This is a genomic window from Aeromicrobium sp. P2_G6, assembly GCF_056403535.1.
Genome location: NZ_JBFUFH010000006.1, coordinates 209970 through 232505, shown reverse-complemented (window position 1 = coordinate 232505; position 22536 = coordinate 209970). Strand labels below are relative to the sequence as shown.

The following is a 22536-nucleotide window of genomic DNA, read 5'->3' as shown; positions in this document are numbered from 1 at the left end:
TTTTTCGTGTCGGGCCCGTGTACGCACATGGGGTCGCAGTCGTCGGATGGACCCATGTGCTGGAAGGAGACCCATGGCAAACGCGGACAAGACAGCAGCTGTTGCCGAGCTCGCGGACAATTTCCGTGAGTCGAACGCTGCTGTGCTGACCGACTACCGCGGTCTCACCGTGAAGCAGCTGCAGGAACTGCGGCGCACTCTCGGTGCGAACGTGAGCTATGCCGTCGCCAAGAACACGCTGACCAAGATCGCCGCCAAGGACGCGGGAGTGGAGCTCGACACCGATCTCCTCACCGGTCCGACCGCCATCGCCTTCATCAAGGGCGATGCCGTGGAGGCGGCCAAGGGTCTGCGTGACTTCGCGAAGGCCAACACGCCACTCGTCATCAAGGGAGGCTTCCTCGACGGGAAGATCCTCACTGCTGACGAGATCAACAAGCTGGCCGACCTCGAGTCGCGCGAGGTCCTCCTCGCCAAGCTCGCAGGTGGCATGAAGGCCAGCCTGACGAACGCCGCGTCGCTGTTCAACGCCCCGCTGTCGCAGGCCGCCCGAGTTCTGGGTGCCCTGCAGGCGAAGGCCGAGAGCGACCCGTCGGTTCTGGCAGCCGGCCCCGCGCCTGCTGCCCCTGTCGAGGAGGCCCCCGCGGCCGAGTCGGCGGAAGCAGAAACCCCGGCCGAGGCACCCGCCGACGCCGCCCCTGTCGAAGCGTCTGCCGACGCCGAGACGACCGAGGGCTGAAAGCCCGATTCACATCGGGACCCCCTCGGGGTCTCAATAACGGAAGGACGCCCCCATGGCGAAGCTCAGCACCGGCGATCTGCTGGATGCATTCAAGGAAATGACCCTCATCGAGCTCTCCGAGTTCGTGAAGGAGTTCGAGGACACGTTCGACGTCACCGCGGCCGCTCCGGTTGCCGCGGCTGCCGCTCCTGCTGCCGGTGGCGCTGCCGCCGGTGGTGAGGCTGCTGCTGAACAGGACGAGTTCGACGTCATCCTCGAAGGTGCCGGCGAGAAGAAGATCCAGGTCATCAAGGAAGTCCGTACGATCACGGGCCTCGGTCTCAAGGAGGCCAAGGACCTCGTCGAGGGCGCCCCGAAGCCTGTTCTCGAGAAGGCCAACAAGGAAGCTGCCGACAAGGCCAAGGAGGCCCTCGAGGCCGCCGGCGCCAGCGTCACTGTCAAGTGACTCGTCGCTGAATCCATTCAAGAGCGCCCCTCCTTCGGGAGGGGCGCTTTTGTCTGTCACCAGGTGACGGTTTGTCTGTTCGCAGTGACGTGGCTCACGATTGTCACCCCGAGTTACATGGGGTAAGTTTCACCGGGTCCTCAGGTTGTTACTGGTGAGTCACGAAGGGCCGCGAGAGCGTAACCTCGGTTGCCATATCTCGTTACTCTCTGTGTCCACAGTCACACAGACCTAGGATGAGGTAGCTCGGCCGGCAATCGCCGGCAGACCACGGCAAGCAAGGAGGGGCCGACCGTGGGCGTAGAAGTCGTCGTCGAGGGGCTGACCAAGAAGTTCGGCAGCTCACTCATCTGGAAGGACGTCTCGCTGACCCTTCCGGCCGGAGAGATCTCCGTCATGCTCGGCCCGTCCGGCACCGGCAAGTCGGTGTTCCTCAAGACGCTGATCGGTCTGCTCAAGCCCAACGAGGGCCACGTCTACATCGAGGGCACCGACATCGCGAACTGCTCCGAGAAGGAGCTCTACGAGATCCGCAAGCTGTTCGGTGTGCTGTTCCAGGACGGCGCGATGTTCGGCTCGATGGACCTGTTCGACAACGTGGCATTCCCCTTGCGTGAGCACACCCGCAAGTCCGAGTCCGAGATCCGCACCATCGTGATGGACAAGATGGAGCTGACCGGTCTGGTCGGCGCCGAGAACAAGCTGCCCGGTGAGATCTCCGGCGGTATGCGCAAGCGTGCCGGCCTGGCCCGCGCCCTGGTGCTCGACCCCGAGATCCTGTTGATCGACGAGCCCGACTCGGGTCTTGACCCGGTCCGCACGTCGTACATCAACCAGCTGTTCATCGACCTCAACGCGCAGATCGATGCGACGTTCCTGATCGTGACGCACGACGTCAACACCGCCCGCACGGTGCCGGACAACATCGGCCTGCTCTACCACAAGCACCTGGCGATGTTCGGTCCGCGCGAGATGCTGCTGACGTCGTCGGAGCCTGTCGTGGCCCAGTTCCTCAATGCCCAGACTGTGGGGCCCATCGGTATGTCCGAGGAGAAGGACGCCGACGAGCTCGCCGCGGAGCAGGGCATCGAGATGCCGCCGCTGCCGCCTGTCCCGCTCCAGCTCGAGCCGTCCGACGGCCGTCCCCGCCGCGCCCAGCGTGAGCCGGGTGCCTGGTGCCGCGACAACGGAGTTTCTGCCCCTGCCGGTTCTTTCGGAGAGAAGATGCCGCTGGCTGCCGGCGGTGTTGCGTGAGCGAGCGCCAGCCGGCGAATCATGAGGCAGGAGTCGCGCCACTGCCTTCGAATCGTGTGTTCCTGACGGAGGTAGCGGTATGACTGCCGCCGTCGTCGCCGGACCCGCGAGGGTTGCCGGCAACCTGTTCGCCTTCATGCTGGACGTCTTGGTGGCGCTGTTCCGCCGACCGTTCCAGCTCAAGGAGTTCCTGCTCCAGTCGTGGTTCATCGTCAAGGTGACGATCGTCCCGACCGCGTTCGTCTCGATCCCGTTCGGCGCTGTCATCGCGCTGCAGGTCGGCGGCCTGATCAAGCAGTTCGGCGCCCAGTCGTTCACGGGTTCGGCCGCAGTGCTGGCCGTCGTCCGTGAGGCCGGCCCGATCGCGTGCGCCCTCCTGATCGCCGGTGCGGCCGGGTCGGCTATCGCCGCCGACTTCGGTGCCCGCCGCATCCGCGAAGAGCTCGACGCCATGATGGTGCTCGGCATCGACCCGATCCAGCGCCTCGTCGTCCCGCGCGTCCTGGCCTGCATGCTGGTCGCGGTGTTCCTCAACGGCCTCGTCACGGTCGTCGGCGTGGCCGGAGGCTACGTCTTCAACGTCATCCTCCAGGACGGCACGCCGGGCTCCTACGTGGCCTCGTTCACGGCGCTGGCCCAGCTGGAGGACATGATCCAAGGCATGGTCAAGGCCCTGATCTTCGGGTTCCTGGCTGCCATCGTCGCGTCCTACAAGGGCATGAACGCCAAGGGCGGCCCGAAGGGCGTCGGCGATGCGGTCAACGAGGCCGTGGTCATCACGTTCACCTTGCTGTTCATCGTCAACTTCTTCGTCTCGGCGATCTACATCCAGCTCGTGCCGCCGAAGGGGATGTGACGATGTCTGACAAGACAGCTCTGTCCACCGTCATCGCCCTTCCGGCGAAGTTCAACGGGTTCCTCGACGGCCTCGGTCGTCAGATGCTCTTCTACATCCGCGTCGTCGGCTCGATCCCGCGCACGATCAAGCACTACGGCAAGGAGATCGTGCGACTGCTCGCCGAGGTCGCGCTGGGCTCCGGCTCACTCGCTGTCATCGGCGGCACGGTCGGCGTCATCACTGCGATGTGCTTCTTCACCGGCACCGAGGTCGGCATCCAGGGCTACGCCGCGCTCGACCAGCTCGGCACGTCCGCACTGACCGGATTCGTCTCCGCCTACTTCAACACCCGCGAGATCGCGCCGATCGTCGCCGGCATCGCTCTGGCCGCGACCGTCGGCTGCGGGTTCACCGCCCAGCTGGGTGCCATGCGGATCAGCGAGGAGGTCGACGCGCTCGAGGTCATGGCGATCCCGTCGCTGCCGTTCCTCGTGACGACCCGAGTCCTCGCCGGCCTCATCGCCGTCGTCCCGCTCTACATCGTCGGACTGCTGTCGTCCTACTTCGCCACGAGGCTGACGATCACCAAGATCAACGGGCAGAGTGCGGGCACCTATGACCACTACTTCCAAACCTTCCTGCCACCAGGCGATGTGCTGTGGTCGTTCGCCAAGGTGCTGATCTTCGCCATCGTCGTGATCCTCATCCACTGCTACTACGGCTACTACGCCAGCGGCGGACCCGCAGGTGTCGGTGTGGCCGTGGGCCTGGCCGTCCGTACGTCGATCGTCGCGATCAACGTCGTGGACCTGCTCGCCTCCATGGCGATCTGGGGCACGAACGTCACCGTCAGATTGGCGGGCTGAACCATGGCTCGTACCCCCCTGCTCGAGCGCTCCGGCTCCCTCAAGATGCTCGGCGCTGCCTTCATCGCGCTGATCCTGTTCATCGTCTGGGTGTCCTACGCGTTCTTCACCAAGGCATTCGTCGACTACGACGCCGTGACGCTCAAGACCGACACGACCGGCGTCAACCTGCCGCAGAACGCCGACATCAAGCTGCGCGGCATGATCGTGGGCGAGGTCCGCAAGGTCGAGCCCGACGGAGACGGCGTCAAGCTGCTGCTCGCGATGAACCCCAAGCTCATCAAGGACGTCCCCAAGGGCGTGACGGCGCAGCTGATCCCCAAGACGCTGTTCGGTGAGAAGTACGTGGCGCTGATCCCGCCGGCCAGCTCCGATGGCGAGTCGTTGCAGGCCGGCGACACGATCACGAAGGCCAACGTGCCGATCGAGGTCGAGACCGTGCTCAACGATCTCTACCCGCTGCTCGATGCGGTCGACCCGGCCAACCTGTCCTACACGCTCAGCGCGGTCTCGACCGCGCTCGAGGGCCGCGGCAAGCAGCTCGGCGAGACCTTGGTCCAGGCCAACAGCTACCTGCAGAAGACCAACCCCGACATCCCGCAGCTCATCGATGACCTCACCAAGCTCGGCACCGTGTCCGACGGCTATGCGGCCGCGATGCCCGAGATCGGCCGGCTGCTGCGCAACACCGTCGTCACCGGCAACACGATCGTCGCCAAGAAGTCACAGCTCACGGCCTTCTTCGACGAGGGCACGGAGCTGTCGAACACGTTGACGACCTTCACCAAGGACAACGGGGACAACATCAAGACGCTCAACAAGCTGAGCCGGCCGATCCTCGAGACGGTCGGCAAGTACTCCACGACGTTCCCGTGCTTCCTGTCTGCGATGCACACGCTCATTCCGCGACTCGACAGCGCCTACCGCGACGGCCGGCTCCACATCAACATCGAGGTCATCGCGCAGCCCGATGCCTACGACGCCAACGAGAACCTCAGCGTGACGCAGAAGACCTTCGACGACGCGTCGTCCGGCGCACCCGCCAAGAGCGGCAAGGACATCAGGGCCGACAACGCGGCAGCCCCGAGCTGCCTCGACCTCAACCAGATCAACAAGGGTGCGGCCGAGGAGAAGAAGTACTCCTCGCAGGAAAACCCGTTCAAGATCCCGGCCGACGTCTACAAGTTGATCGGCATCAAGAAGCCACACGCCAAGTTCGGCAGCGACGCCGACTACGCCAACCGTGCGGCCGTCTCGAGCGTCTCGTTGCAGGACCTGGTCCAGCCCAGCGTCACCGGCATCGACTCGGCCAGCGAGCGCGCCGAGCTCAACGTCCTGCTCGGCGGCACGCTCGGCATGCAGCCGTCGAGTGTTCCCGACATCGGCTCGCTGTTGATCAGCCCCGTCCTCCGTGGGACGGAGGTGACGCTGCGATGAAGCAGATCGATCGCGAATCCATGGGAGCGCTCGTCAAGCTCGGGTTCTTCTTCGCCTTCACCGGCATCTCGACGCTGATCCTGGCGCTGACGCTGACCAACGGCTCGTTCGGCGACCGCAAGGAGTACAAGGCGGTCTTCACCGACGTGACCGGCATGGCCAAGGGTGACGACATCCGCATCGCCGGTGTCGCCGTCGGCTCTGTCAGGAAGGTCCAGATCGTCAAGCGCGACAAGGCGCTCGTGACGTTCGGGGTCGACTCCGACGTACCGCTGACCGACAACACCCACGCCACGATCAAGTTCCGCAACCTCGTCGGGCAGCGCTACATCGCCCTGACACAGGGTGCGGATGGCGCCAAGACGACCCTCAAGGCCGGCAGCACGATTCCCGAGAGCCGCACGCAGGAGGCACTCGACCTCAACGTCCTGCTCAACGGGTTCAAGCCGGTCTTCCAGGCGCTCTCGCCGTCGGACACCAACAAGTTCGCCTACGAGATCGTCCAGACACTGCAGGGCGAGAGCGGCAACGTCGAGAACCTGCTGGCCCGCACGTCATCGCTGACCAACACGTTGGCCGGTCGCGACCAGCTCATCGGCGACGTCGTCACCAACCTGAGCGAGGTGCTCGACACGGTCGGCAGCCGCGACAAGGAGCTGACCGACACGATCGACACGCTCCAGCAGTTCGTGACCGGGCTCAAGAACGACCGTGACGCGATCCTCAACTCGGTCGACTCGATCTCCGACCTGACCGACGAGACGTCCGATTTGCTCGTACAGGGCCGACCGGCGCTCAGCGAGGACATCAAGCAGCTCAACTCGCTGACCAAGAACCTCAGCAGTAAGAAGAACCTCTCCACGCTGGAGAACTCGATCAAGATCCTGCCGATCAAGCTGCAGAAGATCGGCAACGCGGCCTCCAACGGCGGCGAGTTCAACTTCTACCTGTGCGACGTGCGGGGCAGCATCACGATCCCCGCCATCGCCGGCATCCTGCCGGAGACCAAGCTCGACCTGGGCGGCCCCCAGGGCCTCGCGGTCGGTGGCCCACGTTGCAACCAGCCGGGGTACGCCAAATGAAGCCCTTCCGCGAACGCAATCCCGTCATCATCGGCGTCATCGGCATCGCCGTGATCGCGCTGATGATGCTCGGCGCCTTCCGCGCCGACCGGCTGCCGATCATCGGCAGCGGCGACACCTACAAGGCGGACTTCGCCGAGATCGGCGCGCTCAAGGCCGGCAACGAGGTCCGGGTCGCGGGTGTCTCCGTCGGCAAGGTCGAGGGCATCGAGCTCAGCGGCAACAAGGTGCGCGTGACCTTCAAGATCGACAAGGGCACCAAGTTCGGCACCGAGACCGGCGCCGACATCCGAGTCCGTACGTTGCTGGGCGCCGAGTACCTCGCGCTGACCCCCAAGGGGCCGGGGCAGCTGCCCAAGGGCAGCGTCATCCCGCTCGATCGAACCATCGCGCCCTACGACGTCGTGCAGGCGTTCTCCGACCTCAGCAAGACCACCGACCAGATCGACATCCCGGAGCTGTCCAAGGCGCTCAACGCCCTCGCCGACGTCTCGGCCAGCACGCCTGAGGAGTTCCGTGGCGCCATCAAGGGCGTCTCCGACCTCTCGCGCAACCTGGCGGCCCGTGACGACCAGATCAACACGCTGCTGATCAACCTCAAGAAGGTCTCGGGTGTCCTCAACTCGCGCAACACCGAGCTCGTCACGCTGTTCAAGGACTCCGATGTGCTGTTCCAGGCGATCAGTGAGCGCCGCGACTCGATCCACCGACTGCTCATCTCGACGCAGACGATCTCGACCCAGCTGCGCGGACTCGTCAAGGACACCCGTTCGGACCTCAAGCCGGCGCTCGACCAGCTCGACGTGGTGACCACGATGTTGCGCAAGAACGAGGTGAGCCTCGACGAGGCCCTGCGGATGTACCCCGGATTCCTCCGGGTGTTCTCCAACCCGCTCGGCACCGGCCCATGGTTCGACACCTATCTCGGCGGCACGGCCTCGGGCGCCGGCCTCCGCGACCAGATCGAGAACGCACTTGCGGGAGGGGGCAACTGATGAGTCCATCCGGATTGGCGCAGCGGTTCGCCGGCATCTCCAAGGTGCTGACGGCGTTCGTCGTGCTCGCCCTGCTCGCCGCCCTCGCGCTGGTCGTCAACAACGGCGACGGCAAGCGCTACATCACGATCGACTTCGAGCAGACCAACTCGGTCTACAAGGGATCGGACGTCAAGATCCTCGGCGTTCCCGTCGGCCGGGTCGAGAGCCTCACGCCGCGTGGCGATGTCGTACGCGCCAAGGTCTCCTACAAGGGCGATGTCCGCCTGCCCAACGACGTCAAGGCCGTCGTGGTCTCGCCGTCGATCGTCGGCGACCGGTTCATCCAGCTCGCGCCCGCCTACGACGGCGGTGCGGCCCTCAAGGACCACGCGTTCCTGCCTGTCGAGCGCACCGCGGTGCCGGTCGAGCTCGACCAGGTCTACAAGTCCCTCGACGACCTCTCGGTCGCCCTCGGGCCCGAAGGTGCCAACAAGGAGGGCTCGCTCAGCAACCTCATCGACGGCACGGCCGAGCAGCTCGACGGCCAGGGCCAGCAGCTCAACGAGACGATCCACAACTTCGGCAAGCTCAGCACGACGCTGTCCAACAACAAGGACGAGCTGTTCGGCAGCCTGCGGGAGGTCGAGCAGTTCGTGAAGCTGCTCAAGTCCAACGACTCGGCCGTACGCTCGTTCAACGACAGCACGGCCCGGGTGTCGACCGTCCTCGCCGGCGAGCGCGAGGACCTCGAAGAGACGCTCCGACAGCTCAGCCTGGCGCTGGTCGACGTCAACTCGCTGGTCAAGGAGAACCGCGGCAAGCTGCGCAGCAACATCGACAACATCGCCTCGCTCGCGGCACTGCTGGCCAAGCACAAGGACGAGCTCGCTGAGCAGACGATCAACGCGCCGACGGCACTGACCAACGTCGCCCTCGCCTACAACGGCACGTCCGGAAGCCTCGACACCCGCAACGACCTCCCCGAGGTGCTGTTCGGCGCGGCCACGGACCCCACGACATTCCTGTGCAACCTGCTCGGGGACAAGATCGAGAACGGCACGTGCGGGACGCTGAGTGGTCTGCTCGGCGGCAAGACCGCCGCGCCCACCACGCCTGAGCTGCCCGCCCTGCCGCGGTCAGCCGCGGCGTCGTCACCCGAGCGAGTCAACAGTTCCGTCGCCGACATGCTGGCGGTGAAGTGACATGAACATGAGACTTCTTCGCGTAGGCGTGATCGGCAGCGTCATGGCCGTGCTGCTCAGTGGCTGCGGCTTCTCGCCCTACAAGCTCCCGTTGCCCGGCGGCGCCGATCTCGGCAGTCACCCCTACACGGTCAAGGTGCAGTTCCGCGACGTGCTCGACCTGGTGCCGCAGAGCGCCGTGCGGGTCAACGACATCGCGGTCGGCAAGGTCACCGACGTCAAGCTCAACGGCTGGACCGCCGTCGTGACGGTCAAGGTCAACGGGGACTCCAAGCTTCCGGACAACGCCGTGGCGACGATCCGGCAGACCAGCCTGCTCGGCGAGAAGTTCGTCTCGCTGGCGCCGCCGGCGACCGGTGCTCACGGCACCCTCAAGGATGGCGACACGATTCCGCTCGACCGTTCGAGCCGCAACCCTGAGATCGAGGAAGTGCTCGGCGCTGCCTCACTCCTCTTCAACGGTGGCGGGCTCGAGAAGACCAACACGATCGTCAAGGAGCTCAACAACGCGCTCGGCGGCAACGAGCCCGAGGTCAAGGAGCTCATCGACTCCACGACGTCGTTCATCTCGCAGCTCGACGACAACAAGGCCGCGCTGCTGACGTCGCTCGAGAAGGTCAACCGGCTCGCAGTCGCGACCAACGGCCAGAAGGCAGCCATCACCGGTGCGCTCGACGACCTGCCCGACGCGCTGCGGGTCGTCAACAGCCAGCGCGACGACCTGGTCAAGCTGCTCGAGTCGCTGTCCAGGCTCAGCGATGTCGCGACCGGCGTCATCCACGACTCCAAGGCCGACACCGTCGCCAACCTGCGGGCCCTGGTGCCGACGCTGACCAACCTGACCAAGGCTGGCGACGACCTGGCGTACGCGTTGAAGGCCCTGCTGACCTACCCGTTCTCGGACGGCTTCGTGGGCAACACCTACGCCAAGGCCTCGGGCAAGTGCGACAACGGTCCGCCGATGGTCAAGGAAGGCGTGTGCTTCGGCGACTTCTCCAACCTCTCGCTCGGTCTCGACATTGGTGCCAACCAGCTGCAGACGATCCTCGACGGCTATGCCTCGCTGGCCGGTGCTGGCGACACCAGCGCGCTGCCGACCGGAACCGGCACGACGTCCGCCGACCCGACTCAGCAGCTGGTCGACCTGGTCGCCGGCCTTGTGCCCGCCTCCGGCGGCTCGGGTCTGCCTGACCTGACACCGGATGAGAGCGGGGGAGCGACAGCGACCCAGCCCTCACCGAGCGCGACCCCGACCCCGAGCCAGGGCGGCATCTGCTCGCTGCTCGGCACGTGCCGCACGGCAGTCGCCAGCACGCCGGCCGGCGATCTCGGACGACTTCTCGTGGAACCGGCGGTGGCACCATGATCTCCAGACTCACCAAGATCCAGCTGGTGATCTTCGCGATCGTCACGGTGCTCGGTGGCGCGTTCGTGGGCGGCCGCTATGCGCAGATCGACCGGCTCGTCGTCGACCGCAGCTTCCCGGTGTCGGCGCAGTTCAAGGACTCCGGCGGCATCTTCGCCGGGGCCCAGGTGACCTACCGCGGCATCCCGGTCGGCAAGGTCGGCAAGCTCACCTTCAAGGACGACGGTGTCCAGGCGACCCTCGACATCGAGAACGGCGCCCCGAAGATCCCGGCCGACGTGCTTGCTGTCGTCGCCAACAAGTCGGCGATCGGTGAGCAGTTCGTCGACCTGCAGCCGCGCACCAACTCCGCGCCCTACCTGCACAAGGGATCGGCGATCTCGCTGCGTGACACGCGCATCCCGATCGACACCACGACGCTGCTGGTTGACCTGAACAAGCTCGTCTCGTCGGTCAACACCGACAGCCTGCGCACGGTCGTCGACGAGCTGGGGCAGGCGTTCGAGGGCACAGGTCAGGACCTGTCGACGATCCTCGACACGTCGTCGGAGTTCATCAAGGCCGCCGACGAGAACATCGACGTGACCCGCTCGCTGATCAACGACTCGTCGTCGGTCCTGCAGACCCAGATCGACAAGCAGGGTGAGCTCGGCACGTTCTCCAAGAACCTGGCGCTGCTGTCCGACAGCCTGGTCGACGCGGACCCCGACCTGCGGCGCCTGTTCGACAAGGGCAGCGAGAGTGCGGCAACGCTCAACGCCGTGGTCAACGAGAACTCCGCTGATCTCGGCAATGCGATCCGCGATCTCGTCACGGCCAACAAGCCGCTGTCGGAGAACGTGCTCGGCCTCCAGGCGATCTTCATCCTCTACCCCTACCTCGTCGAGGGCTCGTTCTCGGTGCTCGACAAGGTTCCGGGCACTTCGGACTACAACGCGACGTTCGGGCTGGTGATGTCGGGTGGTCTGCCCCCGCCGCCCACCTGCACGTATGCCCAGAACGGTGAGGCTTCGGGCTACACCAAGCGTCGCGCCGAACAGGTCATCAGCGACAAAGAGTTCCTGACCAACCTGGACTGTAATGTTCCTGACAACAAGATCGCGCGACAGCCGTGCAAGACCGAGGTGAACGGCAAGAGGCCGGTTGCCTGCCCGTTCAAGCTGGATCGGGCGGCGGCAGCGTCGGAGACGTCAGCACCCAATGGAAAGGACTCCTGGAAGTGGCTTCTGCTCGGCCCGGCACAACAGTGACCGAAAGGTCCAGCCGCTCCCGAGTCATCGCTCTCCTGGTGGTCGCCACGGCCTTCGGCGTGGTGCTCGCGGCAATCGGTGGCGTCCTGCTCCTTCGGGACCCCTCCGGCAGTAACGGCGACTCGAAGGACCGCAACGAGGTGATCTCGCGGGCCAACGACTTCGCGGTGGCCAACAACACGTACGACGTGCTGGAGCTCGCCGAGTATCAGAAGCGGCTCAAGGGGTTGCTCACGCCGGCGTACGACAAGGAGTTCGTCAAGATCACCGATGCCGTGTTCAAGGCACTCGAGGTCAAGAAGCAGAAGAGCGGCGAAGCCAAGGTGCTCGGCACCGGGGTTGAGAGCATCGACAAGGACTCAGCCGTCGCGCTCGTCGCGGTTGATGCCAAGATCACCAACACCGACAACGAGGCCGCGGTGCTGAGGCACTTCCGCTGGAAGGTGTCGTTCGTCAAGAGCAAGGGCGACTGGCTGGTCTCGGCCTTCGAGAGCGTCGCGCCCGTCGAGGCCCAGGCCACGCCGGTGCCGTCGGCGACGCCCAGCGCCACGGAAGGAAGCGGCGAATGACGGATCCCACTGGGCCGACCCGCCGCCGCCGGATCGCGGGGGAGGGCAAGCCTGCCGTGCCGGCTGCGAAGCCCGCCGCTCCGAAGGTGCCGGCCAGGAAGGCTGCCGCCAAGAAGGCGGCGATGCAGAAGGCGGCCCCGCCGGCGGCCCCGCCGACCAAGAGTGTCGCGACCCCCAAGGCCACCCGACCGACGAAGGGTGCACCGGCGCCCACTCGCGACCGCGCTGATGCGATCAACGCTGCACCGCTCTGGCTCGTGCTGGTGGCAGGCGTGGCGATCATCGCCGGCGTCGCGCTGACCGTGTTCGGCGTACAGCACATACGCGGTGACGGCGGCGACGATCCGCTCGACACGTCGCGCGAGCAGGCCGTCTCGGCTGCCGGGAGCGCCGCGCAGACGATCTTCTCGTTCAGCTCCGACAAGCTCAAGGAGCACGAGTCAGCCTCCAAGGCACTCATGACGCCGTCGTTCGGCAAGGACTTCGACAAGGTCGCGCCGGCGCTCTCCGAGGTCACGGCGGACCGCAAGATCGTCGTCAAGGCAGTGACCCGCGAGGCTGCGCCTCTGGCCTGCGGGGACGAGTGCTCGCCCGACAAGGTCACGGTGCTGGTCTTCCTCGACCAGGCACGCCTCATCGGCTCGTCCACGGAGCCGACGGTGTTCGCCAACCGGATCTCGTTGTCGATGGTCAACACCGACAACGGCTGGCTCGTCAACAACGTGAGGGCTCTGTAGCAGCGTTGGAACTCGCCGCGAGGTGCTAAGACTGCAGCGGCAGGGCGCCGAGCTCAGGAGTTCGTTATGTCCCGTCGACGAGCAGGCGACGCAACGCAGGCTGCCGACGCGACGGCGCTTGTCGATGGGACATAACTGACTCGTGAGCGCTGGTGACGACGGCGCAACGCGCGAGCCGACGACGCAAACGCGGTAGCCCTATCCCAACGAAAGCCATGAAAAACTGGCGGCGAGATTCAGGCGTGAAATCCGGCGTTCTTCATGAAAAGCCAAATAGACTCCCCCAAGCAGCGGGCTTTGTCAAGACCCGCCCTTGCTTCGCTGTGCCCTGCGGGTTACACTGAACTTTCGCGCTCGCTCTGTCTGCCCATGTCCCCTTGACCGGGGTCGATTGGCGTGCGCGCAGCACGATCCATCGAGCCACCCGCCTGCGAGCCCTTGGAAGGACCCCTCTTGGCCGCCTCGCGCACCTCCGCACCTGTTCAGCCCCGTCGCATCTCTTTTGCAAAAATCTCAGAACCTCTCGAGGTCCCAGAGCTTCTCGCTCTCCAGACCGACAGCTTCGCCTGGTTGATCGGCGACGACTCCTGGAAGGCTGGTGTCGAGGAAGCCCTCGCCGGCGGCCGCACGGACGTCTCCACCAAGTCCGGACTCGAGGAGATCTTCGAGGAGATCTCGCCGATCGAGGACTTCTCCGAGACGATGAGCCTGTCGTTCCGCGACCACCGCTTCGAGCCGCCGAAGTACTCCGTCGAGGACTGCAAGGACCGCGACGTCACCTACGCCGCTCCGCTGTTCGTCACGGCCGAGTTCATGAACAACGAGACTGGCGAGATCAAGAGCCAGACCGTCTTCATGGGCGACTTCCCGCTGATGACGGACAAGGGAACCTTCATCATCAACGGCACCGAGCGCGTCGTCGTGTCGCAGCTCGTCCGTTCGCCGGGTGTCTACTTCGAGCGCGTGCCCGACAAGACGTCCGACAAGGACATCTACACCGCGAAGGTCATCCCGTCGCGTGGTGCATGGCTCGAGTTCGAGATCGACAAGCGCGACCTCGTCGGCGTACGCCTCGACCGCAAGCGCAAGCAGAGCGTCACGGTCCTGCTCAAGGCGCTCGGCTGGACCGAGGCCCAGATCCTCGAGGAGTTCGGCCAGTACGAGTCGATCCGCCTGACCCTGGAGAAGGACAACACCACGACCCAGGACGAGGCGCTCCTCGACATCTACCGCAAGCTGCGTCCGGGCGAACCGCCGAGCCGCGAAGCCGCGCAGACGTTGCTGGACAACTACTATTTCAACGCCAAGCGCTACGACACGGCCAAGGTCGGTCGCTACAAGATCAACAAGAAGCTCGGCGTCGAAGAGGCCTTCGACCAGCAGACGCTGACGATCGACGACATCGTGTCGACGATCAAGTACATCGTCGCGCTGCACGCCGGTGACGAAGAGCTGACGACGCCTGCTGGCCAGACGATCGTCGAGGCCGATGACATCGACCACTTCGGCAACCGTCGTATGCGCACGGTCGGCGAGCTCATCCAGAACCAGCTCCGCACGGGCCTGGCCCGCATGGAGCGCGTCGTCCGCGAGCGCATGACGACTCAGGACGTCGAGGCCATCACGCCGCAGACCCTGATCAACATCCGCCCGGTCGTCGCTGCGCTCAAGGAGTTCTTCGGCACCTCGCAGCTCAGCCAGTTCATGGACCAGAACAACCCCCTGGCCGGACTGACGCACAAGCGTCGCCTGTCCGCCCTCGGACCTGGTGGTCTGTCCCGTGAGCGCGCCGGCTACGAAGTCCGTGACGTCCACCCGTCGCACTACGGCCGCATGTGCCCGATCGAGACCCCGGAAGGCCCCAACATCGGCCTGATCGGCTCGCTCGCGTCCTACGGCCGGATCAACTCGTTCGGCTTCGTCGAGACGCCTTACCGCAAGGTCGTCAAGGGCAAGGTCACCGAGCAGGTCGACTACCTCACCGCGACGGACGAGGACCGCTTCATCATCGCTCAGGCCAACTCGGTCCTGACCGACAAGAGCACCTTCGCCGAGGACATGGTCCTCGTACGCCAGAAGGGTGGCGAGGCCGAGCTTCGCCCCGCTGCTGACGTCGACTACATGGACGTCTCGCCTCGACAGATGGTGTCGGTCGCCACGGCGCTGATCCCGTTCCTCGAGCACGACGATGCCAACCGCGCCCTCATGGGCTCGAACATGCAGCGTCAGGCCGTCCCGCTGATCCGCAACGACGCCCCGCTCGTCGGCACCGGCATGGAGTTCCGTGCCGCCGTCGACGCCGGTGACGTCACGGTGGCCAAGGTCGCCGGCGTGGTCAACGAGGTGTCCGCGGACGCCATCGAGATCATGCAGGACGACGGCTCCTACTTCACCTACCGTCTGGCGAAGTTCCGTCGCTCCAACCAGGGCACCTGCACCAACCAGCGTCCGCTGGTCGAGCAGGGTCAGCGCGTCGAGGTCGGCACCCCGCTGGCCGACGGCCCGTGCACCGACGAGGGCGAGATGGCCCTCGGGACGAACCTGCTCGTGGCGTTCATGCCGTGGCAGGGTCACAACTACGAGGACGCGATCATCCTCTCGCAGCGAGTCGTCCAGGACGACCTGCTGACCTCGATCCACATCGAGGAGCACGAGGTCGATGCCCGCGACACGAAGCTGGGTCCCGAGGAGATCACCCGCGACATCCCCAACGTCAGCGAGGAAATGCTGGCGGACCTGGACGAGCGCGGCATCATCCGCATCGGTGCCGAGGTCGGCAACGGCGACGTCCTGGTCGGCAAGGTCACGCCCAAGGGCGAGACCGAGCTGACGCCGGAGGAGCGACTGCTCCGCGCGATCTTCGGTGAGAAGGCGCGCGAAGTGCGCGACACCTCGCTCAAGGTCCCGCACGGCGAGTCGGGCACCGTCATCGGCGTCCGGGTCTTCGACTCGGCCGAGGGTGACGAGCTCTCCCCGGGCGTCAACCAGCTCGTACGCGTCTACGTCGCCCAGAAGCGCAAGATCTCCAACGGTGACAAGCTCGCCGGTCGTCACGGCAACAAGGGCGTCATCTCCAAGATCCTTCCGGTCGAGGACATGCCCTTCCTGGAAGACGGCACGCCCGTCGACATCGTGCTCAACCCGCTCGGTGTCCCCGGTCGAATGAACGTCGGACAGGTGCTGGAGACCCACCTCGGGTGGGTCGCCAAGACCGGCTGGCAGATCCCGGACGACGAGAAGGACGAGTGGGCGCAGACCCTCCGCAAGATCAAGGCGGACAAGGCTGAGCCCTCGACCAACATCGCGACGCCCGTGTTCGACGGTGCCCGTGAGGACGAGATCCAGGGCCTGCTGGCCTCGACGCTCCCCAACCGGGACGGCGAGCGCATGGTCAAGCGTGACGGCAAGGCGGTGCTCTTCGACGGTCGTACCGGCGAGAAGTTCCCCGACCCCGTCTCGGTGGGCTACATGTACCTGCTCAAGCTGCACCACCTCGTCGACGACAAGATCCACGCACGTTCCACGGGTCCCTACTCGATGATCACGCAGCAGCCTCTCGGCGGTAAGGCGCAGTTCGGTGGACAGCGCTTCGGTGAGATGGAGGTGTGGGCCCTCGAGGCCTACGGAGCGGCGTACGCGCTGCAGGAGCTCCTGACCATCAAGTCGGACGACATCCTCGGACGCGTCAAGGTCTACGAAGCGATCGTCAAGGGCGAGAACGTCCCCGAACCCGGAATCCCGGAGTCGTTCAAGGTTCTCGTCAAGGAGATGCAGTCCCTGTGTCTCAACGTTGAGGTGCTCTCCAGTGATGGCTCGGCCGTCGAGATGCGCGACGCGGAAGAGGATCTCTTCCGTGCCGCCGAAGAACTCGGCATCGACCTGTCCAGGCGCGAGCCTTCCAGCGTGGAGGAGGTCTAGCCCCCAGGGCTGGACCTTCCCCACCGCAACCACATCAGTTTTCAGAACAAGCAAGGGAAAGAAGACAACGTGCTCGACGTGAACTTCTTCGATCAGATCCGGATCGGTCTCGCGACCGCCGACGACATCCGCGGATGGTCGTTCGGTGAGGTCAAGAAGCCGGAGACGATCAACTACCGCACGCTCAAGCCCGAGCGTGACGGCCTCTTCTGCGAGAAGATCTTCGGTCCCACCCGGGACTGGGAGTGCTACTGCGGCAAGTACAAGCGCGTGCGCTTCAAGGGCATCATCTGCGAGCGCTGCGGCGTCGAGGTCACGCGGTCCAAGGTGCGCCGTGAGCGTATGGGCCACATCGAGCTCGCCGCTCCGGTCACGCACATCTGGTACTTCAAGGGTGTGCCCAGCCGGCTCGGCTACCTGCTCGACCTGGCACCGAAGGACCTCGAGAAGGTCATCTACTTCGCGGCCTACATGATCACCAAGGTCGACGAGGACGCGCGCCACAAGGACCTCTCGAGCCTCGAGACCAAGATCGACCTCGAGCGCAAGCAGCTCGAGAACCGTCGTGACAACGAGGTCAACGAGCGCATGCAGAAGCTCGAAGAGGACCTCAAGGCACTCGAGGACGAGGGCGCCAAGGCCGACGCCAAGCGCAAGGTCAAGGACGCCGCCGAGCGCGAGGCCAAGCAGCGTCGCGACCGTACGCAGCGCGAGATCGACCGTCTGGACGAGGTCTGGAACCGCTTCAAGAACCTCAAGGTCCAGGACCTCGAGGGCGACGAGCTGCTCTACCGCGAGATGACGTACCGCTTCGGCAAGTACTTCGAGGGCTACATGGGCGCCACGGCGATCCAGAAGCGCCTGCAGGACTTCGACCTCGACGCCGAGGCCGAGTCGCTGCGCGAGATCATCGCGACCGGCAAGGGCCAGAAGAAGACCCGCGCGCTCAAGCGCCTCAAGGTCGTCTCGGCGTTCCTCGGCAGCAGCAACGCGCCCGAGGGCATGGTCCTCGACGCCGTCCCGGTGATCCCGCCGGAGCTGCGCCCGATGGTCCAGCTCGACGGTGGACGCTTCGCGACGAGCGATCTCAACGACCTCTACCGCCGCGTGATCAACCGCAACAACCGGCTCAAGCGACTGCTCGACCTGGGCGCTCCGGAGATCATCGTCAACAACGAGAAGCGCATGCTTCAGGAGGCCGTCGACTCGCTGTTCGACAACGGCCGTCGTGGCCGTCCGGTCACCGGACCGGGCAACCGTCCGCTGAAGTCGATCTCCGACATGCTCAAGGGCAAGCAGGGACGCTTCCGTCAGAACCTGCTCGGAAAGCGCGTCGACTACTCCGGCCGTTCGGTCATCATCGTCGGCCCGCAGCTCAAGCTGCACCAGTGCGGTCTGCCCAAGCAGATGGCGCTCGAGCTGTTCAAGCCGTTCGTGATGAAGCGACTCGTCGACCTCAACCACGCGCAGAACATCAAGAGCGCCAAGCGCATGGTCGAGCGTGCTCGTCCGGTCGTGTGGGATGTCCTCGAAGAGGTCATCACCGAGCACCCCGTGCTGCTGAACCGCGCACCCACGCTGCACCGTCTGGGCATCCAGGCGTTCGAGCCGCAGCTCATCGAGGGCAAGGCCATCCAGATCCACCCGCTCGTCTGCTCGGCCTTCAACGCCGACTTCGATGGTGACCAGATGGCCGTGCACCTGCCGCTGAGCGCGGAGGCGCAGGCCGAGGCCCGCGTCCTGATGCTGTCGACCAACAACATCCTGAAGCCGTCTGATGGCCGCCCGGTCACCATGCCGACCCAGGACATGATCATCGGCCTGTACTTCCTCACGCTCGAGCGTGCGGGGCACATCGGTGAGGGTCGCGCGTTCAGCTCGGTCTCCGAGGCGATCATGGCGTTCGAGCGCAACGAGATCACGCTGCAGAGCCACGTCAAGATCCGCATCGACGGCGAGACCGTCGAGACGACCCTGGGTCGGGCGATCTTCAACGAGGCGCTGCCCGAGGACTACCGCTACGTCAACTACCAGGTGGGCAAGAAGGAGCTCGGTGTGATCGTCAACGATCTCGCTGAGCGCTACTCCAAGGTCGACGTCGCCAACTCGCTCGACAACCTCAAGGACACCGGTTTCCACTGGGGCACCCGCTCCGGCGTGACCATCTCCATCGAGGACGTCGTGACCCCGGGCCGCAAGCCCGAGATCCTCGCGACGTACGAGACGCAGGCCGCCAAGGTCCAGACGCAGTTCGACCGCGGTCTCATCACCGAGGACGAGCGCCGTCAGGAGCTCATCGAGATCTGGACGCAGGCAACTGCCGAGGTCTCGGCCGAGATGGAGAAGGGTTTCCACGAGGACAACCCGATCTACATGATGGTCGACTCCGGTGCCCGCGGAAACATGATGCAGGTCCGTCAGATCGCCGCCATGCGTGGTCTGGTCGCCAACCCGAAGGGCGAGATCATCCCTCGCCCCATCAAGGCCAACTTCCGCGAGGGCCTGTCGGTGGTGGAGTACTTCATCGCCACCCACGGTGCTCGCAAGGGACTCGCGGATACCGCTCTGCGTACGGCTGACTCGGGCTACCTGACGCGTCGACTCGTCGACGTCAGCCAGGACGTCATCATCCGTGAGGACGACTGTGGCACCGAGCGAGGCCTGCCCAAGGTCATCGCGACGAAGCTCGACGACGGCCGTCTGGTCGCCGCCGAGAACGTCGAGACGTCGGCCTACTCGCGCACCGCTGCCACTGACGTGACCGACGCCAAGGGTGCTGTGCTCATCGCAGCCGGCGGCGACCTCGGCGACGTCGAGATCGAGCAGCTCATCGCTGCCGGTATCGAGGAGATCAAGGTCCGTACGGTCCTCACGTGTGAGGCCAAGGCCGGCACGTGTGCCAAGTGCTACGGCCGTTCGCTCGCGACCGGCAAGCTCGTCGACATCGGTGAAGCGGTCGGCACCATCGCCGCCCAGTCGATCGGTGAGCCCGGCACGCAGCTGACGATGCGTACGTTCCACACCGGTGGTGTGGCCGGAGACGACATCACGCACGGTCTGCCGCGCGTCGTGGAGCTCTTCGAGGCGCGTCAGCCCAAGGGCCGTGCGCCGATCACCGAGTCCGCTGGTCGGGTCGAGATCGATGACTCGGACAAGACGCGCAAGCTCGTGGTGACGCCGGACGACGGTTCCGAGGTGCTGGAGTACCCCGTGACCAAGCGTTCGCGTCTGCTCATCGCCGACGGCGACCACGTCGAGGTCGGCCAGCAGCTCACTCACGGCACCCCGGATCCGCAGGAAGTCCTGCGCATCCTCGGTGTCCGCCGGGCTCAGGAGCACCTCGTGGACGAGGTCCAGGAGGTCTACCGCTCGCAGGGCGTGGCGATCCACGACAAGCACATTGAGATCATCGTGCGCCAGATGCTCCGTCGCGTGACGGTCATCGAGCAGGGTGCGTCGAACCTCATCCCGGGTGACCTGGTCGATCGGGCCAAGTTCGAGGAAGAGAACCGTCGCGTCGTCGCCGAGGGTGGCACCCCCGCCTCCGGCCGTCCGGTCCTGATGGGCATCACGAAGGCCTCGCTGGCCGTCGAGTCGTGGCTGTCGGCCGCCTCCTTCCAGGAGACGACCCGCGTCCTCACCGACGCCGCCATCCACGGCAAGTCGGATGCGCTGCGCGGCCTCAAGGAGAACATCATCATCGGCAAGCTCATCCCGGCTGGTACCGGTCTCGACCGTTACAAGAACATCCGGGTCGAGCCCACCGAAGAGGCCCGTCAGGCCGCCTACGCCGTCACCGGCTACGGGGACTACGACTACGGCTTCGGCGCCCCGGACTCCGCTCCGGTGCAGCTGGATGACTTCGACTTCACGTCGTACGAGAAGTAGCCAGCACGACACGTCAGAAGCCCCCGGCCATCGGCCGGGGGCTTCTGCGTTGCTACAGGCCGTTCTTGCGCAGGATCCGGGCCAGCTGGTGGCCGGTCTCTCGGGCATGGGCGGATGTCTCGTAGAAGTGGCGGTGGGTCTCGGACAGCGGTCCGGCGTAGCCGCCAGGCGGCCAGTTGCAGATCTCGTCGCCGGTCGCGCAGAACGTGATGGCCTTGGCCTTGAGGGAGTCCGGCAGCGGCGTACCGGCCCCGAGCTTGCCCGGACCGGGCGCGGCCTTGCCGTAGGTCCACGAGGCGAACGCGTCGTCGGGGTTGCGTCGCGGATCGGCGATCATCGCGACGAGGGCGACCCGACGCGACGCCGAGGCCGACAGGTCGATCGCGAGCCCGTGCACGGCCTGGGCGCCCTGGCTGAAGCCCACCAGCGCGATGCGGCTCTTGGGGCACCGCTCGGCGAGCTGCGCCATCCGCGCCCTCGTCCGCGTCACCCCGTCCTCGATGTTGGCCTGGTAGATCGCCGCACTCGCTGCACTCTCAGCCCGGTAGGGGATGCCTTCGAGGCGAACAGTCGTCTCGGACGTGCGGTGCAGGTCGGCTGACATCGCGCGTACGGTGCGCAGGATCTCCTGACCCGCCCCGAAGTTCTGGTCCGCCGACTGGTTCGACCCGCGCAGCCCGAGCACGACCAGATCCGCGCACCCGGTGGTCACGAGGACCGGGGCGGGTTTGCGATTGGTGGACGACGGACCGGGTTCGTGTGCCGGGCTGGGGCTCGAGCACCCCGCGACGATGAGCAGTGCCAACGTTGCGGCGAGCCGCCTCACGTGGTGGCGGTGGAACGGTCGGTCGCCGGTTCCGACGCCTTGGCCGGGCTCGGCTTGGGGGTCTCCCTGAACAGCCAGGCCAGCTTGGGCTCGAAGATCGGGCGGAACATCGTCGCGATGGGCTTGGTCATCAAGAGGTTGGCGACGACGACCGCGACCAGCGTGCAGCCGATGACGGCGCCCACGCCGAACCGGTCGAGGCGATCGAAGACCTCGAACTGGTACTGCAGGTACAAGATGATGTAGCCGTGGATCAGGTAGCAGTAGAACGTACGGCCGCCGAGTGCCGTGGTCCACGAACGCCTGCGGGGGACGAGTGACAGCGCTGCGAACGTCAGCAGGAACCCGACAGCCAGCAGCTCGGCTCGCTGCGTGATGCCCTCGATCGCGGTGGCGCTCAGCGGGTTCTCGTCGTAGCGCTGCTTCCACAGCAGCCAGTCGGTCGTCCAGTTCTTGGAGTAGACGTAGCAGATCAGGAGCGCCGAGCCGAGCAGGACGACCGATGCCGCCCGGACGCGAGGTGTGGTGAGCCGTTCGAACCGTTCGCGGCTCATGTGCAGCCCGACGACGTAGAACGGGAGGAAGCCGAGGATCTTGGGCAGGGCCAGGACGTTGGGGACCTCGATCAGCCCGACGAGCAAGGAGATGACGATCGAGGTGGTGATGGGGTACTTCAGCGCCCGCCAGATCGGTGTCGTCAGGCGCCAGACGAACAGCGCGGCCATGAACCACGCCAGCCACTGGGGCGACAGGATCATCAGCGGATCGGGCTCACCGACGTAGTGCCGGGTGATGAGCTGCATCGTGGTCTCGACCAGCAGGTAGGGCACGACGAGCGTGCTGACGATCCGGCGTACCTGGCGGGCGTCGCCCATGTAGCGGCGTGCGGTGTAGCCGGAGATCAGGATGAAGAACGGCATGTGGAACGAGTAGATCCACACGTAGACTCCGCGGGCCGAGTCCATGTCGGTGAACTGCGTGAGGGAGTGGCCGATCACCACCAGGAGCATGACCCAGTAGCGGGCGTTGTCGAGGTAGGCCACGCGCTCCTTGGCCGGAGACGTGGTGACGGGCAACGGTTCGAGGGCACTCATTGTGATTGACTCTATAAGCACTGTCTGAACACGCACTGTGACGAT

17 protein-coding genes are annotated in these 22536 nt (G+C 65.5%); 15 read left to right on the top strand and 2 right to left on the bottom strand.

Features of this window, described 5'->3' with window-relative positions; genetic code table 11:
* Window positions 1–73: 73 nt before the first annotated feature.
* The 15 genes from rplJ (at window position 74) to AC1DVU_RS18915 (ending at window position 20571) form a co-directional block, all read left to right on the top strand.
* Complete coding sequence (gene rplJ, locus AC1DVU_RS18985) at window positions 74–739, top strand: 50S ribosomal protein L10 (protein WP_476924017.1); 666 nt, start codon at window positions 74–76, stop codon at window positions 737–739.
* Window positions 740–794: 55 nt separating this feature from the next.
* Window positions 795–1187, top strand: a complete 393-nt coding sequence (gene rplL / locus AC1DVU_RS18980) for a 50S ribosomal protein L7/L12 (protein ID WP_476924016.1) — start codon at window positions 795–797, stop codon at window positions 1185–1187.
* A gap of 294 nt (window positions 1188–1481) precedes the next feature.
* A complete protein-coding gene (locus AC1DVU_RS18975; RefSeq protein ID WP_476924015.1) occupies window positions 1482–2441 on the top strand; it encodes an ABC transporter ATP-binding protein in 960 nt (319 codons plus the stop codon).
* Between the two features lie 79 nt (window positions 2442–2520).
* The gene (locus tag AC1DVU_RS18970) at window positions 2521–3297 is read left to right on the top strand and encodes an MlaE family ABC transporter permease (RefSeq protein WP_476924014.1); all 777 of its coding nucleotides are present in this window, start codon (window positions 2521–2523) and stop codon (window positions 3295–3297) included.
* A gap of 2 nt (window positions 3298–3299) precedes the next feature.
* Window positions 3300–4145 (top strand): MlaE family ABC transporter permease, encoded by an 846-nt coding sequence (locus AC1DVU_RS18965; RefSeq protein ID WP_476924013.1) that lies wholly within the window; start codon window positions 3300–3302, stop codon window positions 4143–4145.
* Between the two features lie 3 nt (window positions 4146–4148).
* Window positions 4149–5582 carry an MCE family protein gene (locus tag AC1DVU_RS18960; protein WP_476924012.1) on the top strand — a complete coding sequence of 478 codons (1434 nt, stop codon included), beginning with the start codon at window positions 4149–4151 and terminating at the stop codon, window positions 5580–5582.
* Entirely contained in the window at window positions 5579–6664 is a 1086-nt protein-coding gene (locus AC1DVU_RS18955; protein WP_476924011.1) for an MCE family protein, read from the top strand. The genes AC1DVU_RS18960 and AC1DVU_RS18955 overlap by 4 nt, the downstream gene beginning before the upstream one ends.
* A complete protein-coding gene (locus AC1DVU_RS18950) occupies window positions 6661–7659 on the top strand; it encodes an MCE family protein (protein ID WP_476924010.1) in 999 nt (332 codons plus the stop codon). The genes AC1DVU_RS18955 and AC1DVU_RS18950 overlap by 4 nt, the downstream gene beginning before the upstream one ends.
* Entirely contained in the window at window positions 7659–8843 is a 1185-nt protein-coding gene (locus AC1DVU_RS18945; RefSeq protein ID WP_476924009.1) for an MCE family protein, read from the top strand. The genes AC1DVU_RS18950 and AC1DVU_RS18945 overlap by 1 nt, the downstream gene beginning before the upstream one ends.
* 1 nt (window position 8844) lies before the next feature.
* Window positions 8845–10209, top strand: a complete 1365-nt coding sequence (locus AC1DVU_RS18940) for an MCE family protein (protein WP_476924008.1) — start codon at window positions 8845–8847, stop codon at window positions 10207–10209.
* Window positions 10206–11459 carry an MCE family protein gene (locus tag AC1DVU_RS18935; protein WP_476924007.1) on the top strand — a complete coding sequence of 418 codons (1254 nt, stop codon included), beginning with the start codon at window positions 10206–10208 and terminating at the stop codon, window positions 11457–11459. The genes AC1DVU_RS18940 and AC1DVU_RS18935 overlap by 4 nt, the downstream gene beginning before the upstream one ends.
* The gene (locus AC1DVU_RS18930; protein ID WP_476924006.1) at window positions 11456–12028 is read left to right on the top strand and encodes a hypothetical protein; all 573 of its coding nucleotides are present in this window, start codon (window positions 11456–11458) and stop codon (window positions 12026–12028) included. Before AC1DVU_RS18935 ends, AC1DVU_RS18930 begins: the two co-directional genes overlap by 4 nt.
* On the top strand, window positions 12025–12765 hold the full coding sequence (locus AC1DVU_RS18925) for a hypothetical protein (RefSeq protein WP_476924005.1): 741 nt from the start codon (window positions 12025–12027) through the stop codon (window positions 12763–12765). The genes AC1DVU_RS18930 and AC1DVU_RS18925 overlap by 4 nt, the downstream gene beginning before the upstream one ends.
* Window positions 12766–13218: 453 nt before the next feature.
* Window positions 13219–16683 (top strand): DNA-directed RNA polymerase subunit beta, encoded by a 3465-nt coding sequence (gene rpoB / locus AC1DVU_RS18920; protein WP_476924004.1) that lies wholly within the window; start codon window positions 13219–13221, stop codon window positions 16681–16683.
* 69 nt (window positions 16684–16752) lie between these two features.
* Window positions 16753–20571, top strand: a complete 3819-nt coding sequence (locus tag AC1DVU_RS18915; RefSeq protein ID WP_476924003.1) for a DNA-directed RNA polymerase subunit beta' — start codon at window positions 16753–16755, stop codon at window positions 20569–20571.
* Between the two features lie 52 nt (window positions 20572–20623).
* Here AC1DVU_RS18915 and AC1DVU_RS18910 read toward each other — a convergent pair whose 3' ends face one another.
* Together AC1DVU_RS18910 and AC1DVU_RS18905 are read right to left on the bottom strand one after the other, a co-directional pair.
* Complete coding sequence (locus AC1DVU_RS18910) at window positions 20624–21397, bottom strand: cutinase family protein (RefSeq protein WP_476924002.1); 774 nt, start codon at window positions 21395–21397, stop codon at window positions 20624–20626.
* Window positions 21394–22491, bottom strand: coding sequence for an acyltransferase family protein (locus AC1DVU_RS18905; RefSeq protein WP_476924001.1), 1098 nt, complete (start codon window positions 22489–22491; stop codon window positions 21394–21396). The genes AC1DVU_RS18910 and AC1DVU_RS18905 overlap by 4 nt, the downstream gene beginning before the upstream one ends.
* Between the last annotated feature and the right edge of the window lie 45 nt (window positions 22492–22536).